Annotated in this window: 11 protein-coding genes and 2 tRNA genes; 5 read left to right on the top strand and 8 right to left on the bottom strand. The window is 42.1% G+C overall.

The window, feature by feature from the left end; genetic code table 11:
• The first annotated feature begins 75 nt into the window (after positions 1-75).
• Together CHH48_RS17430 and CHH48_RS17425 are read left to right on the top strand one after the other, a co-directional pair.
• Positions 76-150: transfer RNA gene (locus tag CHH48_RS17430), tRNA-Asn, on the top strand.
• Positions 151-152: 2 nt separating this feature from the next.
• Positions 153-225 (top strand) — tRNA-Thr (locus tag CHH48_RS17425).
• Positions 226-326: 101 nt separating this feature from the next.
• Here the strand turns inward: CHH48_RS17425 and CHH48_RS17420 are convergent.
• Positions 327-1,058, bottom strand: coding sequence for an SDR family oxidoreductase (locus tag CHH48_RS17420; RefSeq protein WP_095220789.1), 732 nt, complete (start codon positions 1,056-1,058; stop codon positions 327-329).
• 55 nt (positions 1,059-1,113) lie between these two features.
• Positions 1,114-1,362, bottom strand: coding sequence for an Atu4866 domain-containing protein (locus CHH48_RS17415; protein ID WP_095220790.1), 249 nt, complete (start codon positions 1,360-1,362; stop codon positions 1,114-1,116).
• 129 nt (positions 1,363-1,491) lie between these two features.
• Here CHH48_RS17415 and CHH48_RS17410 point away from each other — a divergent pair, with 129 nt between their 5' ends.
• The gene (locus tag CHH48_RS17410; RefSeq protein WP_095220791.1) at positions 1,492-2,403 is read left to right on the top strand and encodes an AraC family transcriptional regulator; all 912 of its coding nucleotides are present in this window, start codon (positions 1,492-1,494) and stop codon (positions 2,401-2,403) included.
• Positions 2,404-2,447: 44 nt separating this feature from the next.
• Here CHH48_RS17410 and CHH48_RS17405 read toward each other — a convergent pair whose 3' ends face one another.
• From CHH48_RS17405 to CHH48_RS17395, 3 genes are read right to left on the bottom strand one after another with little or no spacing between them, the layout of a single operon-like run.
• Entirely contained in the window at positions 2,448-4,085 is a 1,638-nt protein-coding gene (locus CHH48_RS17405) for an FAD-dependent oxidoreductase (RefSeq protein WP_095220792.1), read from the bottom strand.
• A 12-nt stretch (positions 4,086-4,097) separates the two neighbouring features.
• Positions 4,098-5,396: an arsenic transporter gene (locus CHH48_RS17400; protein WP_095220793.1), complete on the bottom strand. Its 1,299-nt coding sequence runs from the start codon at positions 5,394-5,396 to the stop codon at positions 4,098-4,100.
• A gap of 19 nt (positions 5,397-5,415) precedes the next feature.
• Positions 5,416-5,760, bottom strand: coding sequence for an ArsR/SmtB family transcription factor (locus CHH48_RS17395; protein WP_095220794.1), 345 nt, complete (start codon positions 5,758-5,760; stop codon positions 5,416-5,418).
• Between the two features lie 118 nt (positions 5,761-5,878).
• Here CHH48_RS17395 and CHH48_RS17390 point away from each other — a divergent pair, with 118 nt between their 5' ends.
• Both CHH48_RS17390 and CHH48_RS17385 read left to right on the top strand, forming a co-directional pair.
• Positions 5,879-6,091, top strand: a complete 213-nt coding sequence (locus tag CHH48_RS17390) for a hypothetical protein (protein WP_095220795.1) — start codon at positions 5,879-5,881, stop codon at positions 6,089-6,091.
• Between the two features lie 150 nt (positions 6,092-6,241).
• Entirely contained in the window at positions 6,242-6,958 is a 717-nt protein-coding gene (locus CHH48_RS17385) for a YebC/PmpR family DNA-binding transcriptional regulator (RefSeq protein ID WP_095220796.1), read from the top strand.
• 47 nt (positions 6,959-7,005) lie between these two features.
• On the opposite strand, the gene CHH48_RS17380 is transcribed toward CHH48_RS17385, so the two are convergent.
• From CHH48_RS17380 to CHH48_RS17370, 3 genes are all read right to left on the bottom strand, one after another.
• Complete coding sequence (locus CHH48_RS17380) at positions 7,006-8,451, bottom strand: SLC13 family permease (RefSeq protein WP_245840432.1); 1,446 nt, start codon at positions 8,449-8,451, stop codon at positions 7,006-7,008.
• The gene (locus tag CHH48_RS17375; protein ID WP_095220799.1) at positions 8,429-9,634 is read right to left on the bottom strand and encodes a glycerate kinase family protein; all 1,206 of its coding nucleotides are present in this window, start codon (positions 9,632-9,634) and stop codon (positions 8,429-8,431) included. Before CHH48_RS17375 ends, CHH48_RS17380 begins: the two co-directional genes overlap by 23 nt.
• Before the next feature lie 333 nt (positions 9,635-9,967).
• Positions 9,968-10,714, bottom strand: coding sequence for an SDR family NAD(P)-dependent oxidoreductase (locus tag CHH48_RS17370; protein WP_095220797.1), 747 nt, complete (start codon positions 10,712-10,714; stop codon positions 9,968-9,970).
• Positions 10,715-10,967: the final 253 nt, after the last annotated feature.

Genomic DNA, 10,967 nt, shown 5'->3' with positions numbered 1-10,967 from the left:
AATGGTAGTTGGGTTCGCCCTGCGAGAGTAGGACACTGCCAGGCAGTTCTTTTTTGTATACATATTTATTATTGTTCCACAGTAGCTCAGTGGTAGAGCTATCGGCTGTTAACCGATCGGTCGCAGGTTCGAATCCTGCCTGTGGAGCCATTGCTTCCTTAGCTCAGTCGGTAGAGCACCACCATGGTAAGGTGGGGGTCAGCGGTTCAAGTCCGCTAGGAAGCTTAGAAAAAAGTATTAGAGTTTAATTACTCTAATACTTTTTTTGATTCTATAGATATTTAACTATAGAGCCCTATCATACTAAGAAAGAACTTTTCTACAATCTAAGATGATAAAGAAGGTCTTACAATCAATTCACTCACATCGATTTCTGCAGGCTGTGAAATTGCATAAAGAATGGCTTGTGCAATAGCGGAAGCAGGAAGTGCTTGTCGTCGATACTCGATCATAGCTTCACTCGCTTGTTTATCGGTAATATGATCAGCTAATTCTGATTCGGTTACGCCCGGTGAAATTAAAGTTGAACGAATGTTATGCGTTGCCTCCTGTCGTAAACCTTCCGTGATTGCGCGGACTGCATATTTGGTTGCGCAATAAACTGCTGCTGTTGGGGTTACTTCGTATGCGCCTATAGAAGCTATATTAATAATATGTCCGTTATGCTGTTCCTTCATCAGAGGTAATGCAGCACCAATACCATGGAGGACACCTTTTATATTCACATCAATCATACGATTCCATTCATCGATTTTCAGAGCTTCCAATTTAGATAGTGGCATTACACCAGCATTATTTACAATTACATCAATTCTTCCGTATGCCTTTGTAATTTCTTGTACTGTATCCTGCATTTGTTCAAAGTCCGTAACATCCAACTGCTTATAATCGGCTGTATATCCTTTTTGGCGGAGAGTGGATACAACTGTTTCTAATTTATCTGTTCTGCGGGCTGCCGCAATCACAATAGCACCATTTTCAGCCAACAATTCTACAGTTGCTGCTCCGATACCGCTGCTTCCTCCGGTGACAAGAACAACTTTATTCTTTATACTCATGCTTGTATCTTCCTTTCAAATATAATTTTGATAGGAGACTCTTTGTGTGACCACATTAGCCGTGGTCACGATATAGAATCATCCCTGCGTGATATAAGATTCCGTTACGAAAATCTCCATCAGCTGTGAATCCAGTATCATCTTGATATTCAATGTGGTCACCTATTATCTGATAATTACCTGTATAGGCGCCTTCGACATTACCGCGAGCTTCAACATAGCGTCCTTCGTCTAGTAGTTCATGCCTGATATACCGATCTTTAGTGACCCAGAGTCCAGCATAAGAATGATTAATAGTCTTCAATCAATATCAACTCCTTTTTCTGATCTACTATTAGTATCATGGAAAGTGAATATGGAGCGGTAGCCGGCGTCTCTTTAATTCTTGCCCTATCCTCCAAGACAATGAGTTCAACAAAGGAGGATGTATTCCATGTCGTCAGAAGGGCAATTGCAATTGAGAGAAGCCGAGCTTACAAAGCTGGTCTCAAGATTTGCAACCAAGGATGGTACGAATCTTACACGTATCTCCAGTCTGGAATTTATTCGATCTGTAAAGCCGCTGAAGCCTATACATACAATGCATGAACCTGCGTTGTGCATTGTTCTGCAAGGAAGAAAATTGGTATCCGTTAATGGGGAAGAATTCTTTTACCGGAAGGGCGATTACTTAGTCGTAGCGGTCGATCTGCCAGTTATCGGAGAAATTTTAGAGGCAAGTGAGACGGAACCATATTTATGTCTTCGATTGAATTTTAATTTACTACAGATAGCAGAGGTCTCAAAAGAGTATAAGCAGCACGCCACCCACAAAGGTATATCTGAGAGAGGCATATTTGTAGATCAGACAGATGAAGTTATTGTGGAGGCATTAATCAGACTCGTGAAGCTACTGCATACTCCTGAAGACACGGAAGTACTTGCACCTCTTATTATCAAAGAAATCCTTTACCGTATCATGCAGGGAAAGCACGGTGACAGAGTAAAAAACCTCGCTGCCAAAGGGAGTAAGTTATCTGAAGTAGCTGCTGCTCTATATTATTTAAAGAAGTATTTTTCTCGAGAAATAAAAATAGATGAATTGGCTAAACAAGTAAATCTTAGCCCGTCAGCTTTATACCATCATTTTAAACAAGTTACAACAATGACTCCTATTCAATACCAGAGGGCATTGCGGCTTCAAGAAGCAAGGCGGTTAATAATTGGAGAAGATATTAAAGCGGCTGATGCAGCCTTTAAAGTTGGATATGAAAGTCCTTCTTATTTTAATCGGGAGTACAGAAAAATGTTTGGAAAGCCGCCAGGAATAGATCGAAAAGAGAATCTGAAGATATATAATACGTAGTTCATTCAAAGCAAAAGCCGCATACAAACGTATGCGGCTTTTGCTTATTTTCTGTACTTCTGATAGTTCTTATTCCCGCCAGAGAGATTGTACACTTCTTCAAATCCCATATTCCTGAGTATATTTTGTGCAGCATTGCCTGTTACGCCACTGTTGCAGTAGCATAAAGTTGGTTTTTTCGGGTCGAGTTCTTTCGCTTTCTCCCTCAGCTCTGCTAAAGGAATACTGACAGCTTCAGGCACATGAGAAGTGTTATATTGATCTTTAGCCCGTGTATCGATAATCTGGAAGTTTTCTCCTTGTTCCAGCCTATGCTGCAGCTCTTTTGGTGTAAGCAGCTTATTATGCTTCTTTATGGCGTTATCGAGCGCCATGCCAGTGTACATGACGGGATCCTTTGTTGTGCTGAATGGTGGGGCATATGCTAGATCAAGATGGAACAGGTCCTCTGCTTTGGCACCGAAGGTCATAGCAGTGACGAATACATCGATACGCTTGTCCACGCCTTCTTCTCCAACTGCCTGGACACCAAGCAGTTGGCCGGTAGCTCGGTCAGCAATTGCTTTTATGATAATCTCCTTGCCTCCAAGATAAGCAGCGCGGGCAGGTTTGATATTATGCAGTGTTTCGATATCATACCCGTGTGCAAGAGCTTCTTGTTCGTTCATGCCGGTCTGCCCGACAGCTAATTCGAATACACGGACAATGCCGGTGCCCAGAATACCTCGGTGAGCAGAAGTGCCTCCGGTAATGACGTCACCAGCTATACGTCCCATCTTATTAGCGGTGGAACCAAGCGGTCGATAGAGCGGTTTACCAGTGATAACGGAGAAGCTTTCTGCCACATCTCCGACTGCATATACATCCGGCAAATTGGTTTGCATTTTTTCATTTACTGCAATTGCTCCGGTTTCTCCAATTTTGATGCCAATCTTTTCAGCTAAAGCTGTATTTGGCTGAACACCAACAGCCAGGAAAACTATATCAGATGCAATTGTATCTCCACTGGAGGTAATGACGTCTGTATTCGTAATACGGACAGCTTCTTGTCCGAGAAGCAAGTTTACACCATGTGCTTCCAAAGTATCTGCCACATGGTCAGCTATATCTTTATCCAGGTGCTTCATTACCTGCTTGCTTCGCTGGAGTAAGGTTACTTCAATCCCCAAATGAGTGAGCTGTTCAGCCATTTCCAATCCAATATAACCGGCACCTATGATGGTAGCTGTTTTCGGCTTGCGGGATTCGATGAACTGCTCGATTGCACCTGCATGCTGAATTGTCCTCACGTGAAAGACATGTCCCAGCTCTGTGCCTTCTATGTCTGGTGTGATAGGGCTGGCGCCAGTGGCAAAGACGAGAACATCATAAGTGTCCGTCACAGTTTCTTCCGTATCTAAATTTTTAATAGTTAAAGTCTTGTTATCATGATCTATATCAATTACTTCATGTCTTGTCTGAATCGAGACATTATAGCGTTTCTTGAACCAAGCTGGATTACGCGGATTCAGTGTCTCCAGATCCTCGACTTCATCACCGACAAAGTAAGGGATGCCGCAGACGCTGTAAGATATATCATAGTCCCTGTCATAAATGCGGATATCTGCTTCTTCGTTGTTTCTGCGTGCTTTTGCTGCCACTGAGGTACCGGATGCGACGGATCCTATTATACGGATTTTCATAATATCTCTCCTTTAATGGATGATGGATAACCAAATATAAAGTCCTGTTAGTGTTATGAACAGCGTTGGTATAGTTAATATGATTCCTGTCTTGAAATACGCTCCCCACGATATTTTGACACCTTTTTGGGAAAGGACATGAAGCCATAGCAGCGTAGCTAGTGAGCCGATTGGTGTGATTTTCGGACCAAGATCAGAACCGACCACATTTGCATAAACAAGGGCTTCCCGTATAGCATCGGAAGTGGAAGTCTGGGAAATCGCAATCGCATCAATCATAACTGTCGGCATATTATTCATGACTGAAGACAGAATGGCTGCGATAAAGCCCATACCGATTGTTCCGATGAACATACCTTGGTCTGCGACATATTGGATCGCATCTGCGAGTATATCTGTGAGGCCTGCATTCCGCAATCCGTAGACAACGACATACATACCGATAGAGAAGAAGACGATATTCCACGGTGCACCTTTCACAACTGCTTTTGCTTCAACTGCTGGACTGCGTCGTGCAATAAGCAGGAAGAAGATTGCAATTGATCCAGCTACAAAGGAGACGGGGATATGAAAGAACTCGCAGACGATATAACCGATCACTAATAGGGTTAATACATACCAAGATAGTTTAAACATTTTTCGGTCTTTAATCGCCGAGGACGGCTGCTTTACATAACTTATCTCATATGTGCGAGGGAGACGTTTTCTGAAAAATAAGTAGAGCACAAGGATGCTCGCGCCGAGTGAGATCAAATTCGGAATGATCATACGCGAAGCATATTCCAGGAAAGTGATGTTAAAGAAATCGGCTGATACAATGTTCACCAGGTTACTTACAATCAGCGGCAGTGAAGTAGTATCTGCAATGAACCCACTTGCAATTATGAAAGGAAATACGAGTGCTTCGTCAAAACGTAGTGCTCGTACCATGGCCAGCACAATTGGTGTCAGAATTAAAGCTGCACCATCATTTGCGAAAAAGGCGGATACGATGGCACCTAATACACAGACATAAACAAACATCTTTACGCCATTTCCTTTTGCTGCAGCGGCCATATGTAAAGCGGCCCATTCGAAGAAACCGATGCTATCCAATATTAGTGAAATCAAAATGATAGCCACAAACGCCAAGGTAGCGTTCCATACGATGGAGGTCACTTCCCATACGTCCGTGAAGTCGACCACACCAGCTAATAGAGCGAGAATTGCACCGCTGCAGGCTATCCAGCCGATATTCAAATTCTTCGGCTGCCAGATGATTAGTATAAGTGTGATAAGAAAAATGATACAGGCTAGAACAGTTGTTAACATGTGTATAAAAACTCCCTACTTAACAAGTTATTGCTTCTGCTTTGGTACGCAGCCTTACAAGCTGCTCGTCATACTCGTCCAGCTGGCCGAGAATTTGCTCCACCAAAGCGTGCTGTTCACAAGTCTCGTTAAAACGATAGTAGCGCCATTGCCCGCGTCTTTCTTCGTAAACAAGACCTGCTTTTTTATATTTACGCAAGTGCTGACTGATTGCCGGCTGGCTGACTTCGAACATGTCTACCAGTTCACAGACACAATACTCCTTTTCGGTCAGTAATTTCATTAGCAGCAGACGTGTGGGATCATGAAGGATCTTTAAAGTCTCTGTGAGCTTTTCAGTAGATAAAGCAGCCGTTTCTGTCATCAAAACTCCTCCTTCTGAAACTAGTATATAAGCAAATTGTTATATAAAGCAATTGTTATATACTTATAATAGACAGAGAAGTAGCGTGACATCCTCAGATTAGAAGGGAGAGTAATCTATGATTCTGAATAAAGGCGGGAAGCTAAGCAGTGTATACTTTTTATCTTATTTAGAGCTTGTTGCAAGCTTCAGGCAATGCAGTGCAGCAGAAGTTTATGACATTGTTTTTGAAAGGCTATTTGACCGGGATAAAGCAAAACTTGGTCCAGCTAGCTTTCAAGCATTCGAAACAGCATATGAGCAATTCAGTAAAAAGCCGGAATCCTTATGAGGATTCTGGCATTTATTCATAAAGGGCCTCCTTTGCCACCCAGCTCCTTAAGTGCCTCAGTTTTAGTACACAGCATTTTGCGCTATAATGGTAATAGCAATCATTATTTCACACACAGTTTTAAAATAGATTGAAAGAGAGTGTTCAACAATGGGACGTAAATGGAACAATATCAAAGAGAAGAAAGCTTCGAAGGATGCCAATACCAGCCGGATCTATGCCAAGTTCGGCAGGGAGATCTATGTAGTTGCCAAACAAGGCGAGCCGGATCCGGAAGCCAATCAGGCATTGAAGTTTGTCTTGGAGCGTGCGAAGACGTACAACGTACCGAAAGCGATCATCGATCGTGCAATCGAGAAAGCTAAAGGCGGCGGCGAAGAGAACTACGACGAAATGCGCTACGAAGGATTCGGGCCGAGCGGCTCTATGATTATTGTTGATGCATTGACAAACAATGTGAACCGTACAGCTCCTGAGGTTCGTGCTGCATTTAGTAAAAATGGCGGAAACATGGGTGTCAGCGGATCTGTTGCATATATGTTTGATGCGACAGCAGTCGTCGGTATCGAAGGCAAGTCCTCAGATGACGTATTGGAGATTCTGATGGAAGCTGATGTCGATGCACGTGACATCATCGAAGAAGACGATGCGGTCATCGTTTATGCAGAGCCTGATCAGTTCCACGTTGTACAGGAAGCTCTTAAGCAAGCTGGAATCGAAGAGTTCTCTGTTGCTGAGCTTTCTATGCTGGCCCAGAATGACATCACCCTTGATGCAGAGGCACAGGAGCAATTTGAAAAGCTGATCGATGCTCTTGAAGATCTAGAAGATGTGCAGCAGGTATATCATAATGTCGATTTAGGCTAAAGTGAAAAAAAGCAGTGCCACCGTGGCACTGCTTTTTTCATCTCATCTTATAGAGATAATCCCGTCCATTTCCAATAAGTAAAATAAAACAATAGGATAACAAGTACATAAATCGGCATGAGCACAAGACTTATCTTAAGTAAATTTTTAGCGTCGTATGTGCTATCACCTTCTTCATAATAGAGAAGCAGAGCCTTAGAACTGACAGGGAATGTTACACAGTAATTCATTCCTATTAAACTTAAAAACACGATAGTATCAAGTTCTACACCGATAGACTGTCCAAAAAGGATTAAACTTGGTATAAAGACGATGGCACGCGTTGTATGTGAAGTGATATATAAATGACTGGTAACGGTTACGATGGAAAGCAGCAGAACAATCGTCCATTCTGAAGCTCCTGCGAATAAATGCAAGTAATGCATCACTTCTTCTTCCATCCAGCCGACAACGCCCGTATCCACTAATACTTTCCCAAGAGCTGTAGCGGCCGCCACAAATAAAAGCAAGTTCCATGAAATGGCCTTTATACCTTGTTTCCAGCTGATCACGCCATAGCGAGGTATCATAAATAACAATGCACCAATCATAGTGACAAATGCAATATCATACCCATGGATATTCTCAGTAACCCATCCAATAATCAAACCAACAAGTATGATAATTGTCTTTTTCTCTATCTTTTTTATAGATGTGTCCTTATGCGCATTTTTAATAGAAAGTACATCGCTGCTATCTGACGTTATGTGCTTCGGCCATAAAGTTAATTTTACGATATACATTGTTATGAAAGTGATAACGATTGTAAAAGGCACTCCCCATATCAGCCATTGCATGAATGAGATCGATTGGTCCGTTGTACTTTCTAGTAATCCTATACCAATTAAATGGGAACCAGCACCTATTAAAGTTGCTGAAGTGCTCATTAAAATGATAACTGGAGCTAAAATAGCTAAAAATTCTTTTTCCTTACTTGAAAAGTGAGTACCTAGTTGCTTGATAATTGGCATGGATAGGGCAGCCCTTCCTGAAGTGGAAGGGATAAAAAGCGCCGTTAATCCTAATGCAAGAGTAAAACCGCGTATCAAGGAATGTTTCGATTTAGCCCGATACAGGATAGCTTGGCTGAACCGTTCAGCAAGTCCTGATTCTTTAATGCTCTCACCAATCACAAATGCCCCGAGCATCAACCATACAACTTCTTCACTGAATGATTGATAAAGCAGTTGAGGTTCGCCTGCATTCATAAATATGATAAAAGCTATAAGCGAAACAGCAACATATCCAGCGGGTATCTTTGTCGTGATCCAGAGTGTCATTGCGGACAAGAAAGCAAAAAGCGATACTTTTGCGGCATAATCCATATCTGTCATAATGACAAATAAGAGGATAAACCCATGAGTAATACCAATAAAACGTGCGTTGCCAGGGATTTCTTTAGTCCGTTTGGCGAGGTGCTTTTTACTTCTTCTATAACGGTTCACTTGTTCCATGAGATTGGATCCTTTCTTTCGAGATCCTTTGGTCTGCTAATGCCAAACCTATTGTGATTTGGCGCAGGATGCATTCTACACTCTCTTTGATCCATCGAGGTGCTTTCGATATAGCTTTCTCTAAGGTGACGGGGTATTGGATGATACTTACGTATGCATCGATACCTGCTTTGTAATTGTTTTCGGCTCCGCGTCCAATTGTGCCCGTAATCGCTATGACAGGTATATTGTATCTTTTTGCGATCCTTGCAACTTCACAAGGAATTTTTCCATCTGGTGTCTGGAAATCAATACTGCCTTCACCGGTTATAACGAGGTCCGCGTCGGCTATTTTTTCTTCAATCTGAATGTAGTTTTTAATCAAGTCGAATCGGGGGTGCAGCTTTGCGCCTGTAAATGCAAGAAGTCCTGCTCCCAGCCCTCCTGATGCACCACTCCCTGGTGCATGGCGAACGACCATACCTGTAGATTCCTCAATTAGTGCAGCGTAATGATCAAGTGAAGCTGAAAGGGCATCAACTTGCTCGGCTGTTGCTCCTTTTTGCGGTCCAAAAACTCTCGCCACGCCACGGTCACCACACAATATATTCTTCCAGTTGCAAGCAACATCAATAGAAACGTCATTCAGTCTGTCGGGTAGGGCAGATGCGTCTATTGATATCGCTTTCATTAAATCCGTGACAGACCTTATAGCAATACGATTCTGCTTTTCATCCAGGAATACAGCACCAAGAGCTTCGGCCATACCTGCGCCGCCGTCAGACGTACCAGAATCACCGCAGCCAATAATTATCTTATTGACCTGTTTGTCTAAAGCATCAAGAATTAATTCGCCCACGCCATATGTGGTTGTTTGCAGCGGATTCCTCAATTCTGTTGGTACTAGCTTCAAGCCAGCAACAGCAGCCATTTCTATCACTGCTGTGCGTGTTTCTCCCTCTTGAAAAATACCATAATGGCTATCGATCTTCTTCCATACAGGTCCAGTAACAGTCTTATGAATTAACTCACCGTTCTTGATCTTGACAATGGCTTTTGCAAAGCCTTCTCCTCCATCTATCATAGGAAGTATCTCTGTCTGGATAAAAGGTTCGAACTTTTTTGCACCTGCTCCCATTGCAACAGCCACTTCCTCTGCATCAAGACATTCTTTAAAACCTGAGGGAATCATAATAACCTTCATCATCTTTTTCCTCCAATATATTTTTAATACTGCTATCATAGCTTTCAAAAAGGTGTATTCACTGTGAAGTACGTTAAGGTTAGATTAGAGATTGATGAATATTCAGAAAAAAGTGAGTGATGTGTTTGCGCAGAGGGAGGGGAGAAGTAAGTATTTAGAGGATTTGAATCAAAAACCAGTAAAGAGCAGAGATTTTCATAACGAAATCCTGCTCTTTACTAATTAAAATTATACAATTCCGGATTAGTATATATTGCATTTGTTACAAGAGAATAGAAAGGTGCATCATTTACGACCGGGCTATGGCCAGAAAGCTGATTGTACATGAAACAGTTATCGCATAAGTGTGCCGCCATTCACATGGATAGACTGCCCCGTAATAAATGATGCTTGTTCTGAAGCTAAAAAAAGCGTCATTTCAGCAACATCAGATACATCTCCCAATCTTTTCAATGGAACGCCATTTATGACTTTTTCTCTGTATGTATCATCCCACTGCTCGGTCATATCCGTTTCAATTGGACCGGGACATACGGCATTCACCCGTATGTTATGACCAGCCATCTCATAAGCCAGGTGCATGGTCAGATAATTGAGTGCTGCCTTGGATGCACCATAGGCAGGAGTAGCATTTTTATGTGGCGTGCTTGCTGTTGTAGAGCTGATATTTATAATCACACCTTCCTTGTTCTCTACCATAAAAGGCAATACGGACTGGCTGATTAAGAAAGCACTGGTCAAATTCGTTCGAATAACATTCTCCCAATCGTCCAGAGTGGTTTGGAGAGTAGGAGTTCGTTTGTTCATACCTGCATTATTAACTAAGACATCAACCTTTTGAAACTTCGAGCTAATTATTTCCTTGATTTGATTTGCGGTCTCAGGACTGCTAGCATCACCTAATACATTAAAACATGTGCCGCCTTCTTTTTGAATGGCATGCTGAAGGTCTGCCAATCGTTCGCTGTTACGACCGTTGACAATGAGTGACGCTCCATGCCGAGCAAAGGTTAGGGCAATTTCTCTTCCGATTCCTTTTGTGGCACCAGTAACTACGACAACTTTGTTATGGAATGACAAAATAATCCCTCCGATGTTTTGAGTGAGAAAAAGAATATACGTTTAAAAGATAAACAGTTAGTGAATTAATCCCTAGTAAAATCATGATTTCATTGTATATTTGTTGCTAAAATAAACAAATTCGTATACGTTTATTGTAAGCGCTTAATCAAAAGGTTGCAATCGGATATTGAAGAATGTGTTATGAATAGGAAGGAAGTCAACTAACTAGTTAAGGAGGAGTTCGATTTAGTAAACTAAAAAAGAGGCTGGG

It is taken from the genome of Terribacillus saccharophilus (genome assembly GCF_002272075.1).
Classification (GTDB): Bacteria; Bacillota; Bacilli; order Bacillales; family Amphibacillaceae; genus Terribacillus; species Terribacillus saccharophilus_A.
Note: the sequence above shows the minus strand (reverse complement) of the source record. Positions and strands in the feature narration are given on the sequence as shown.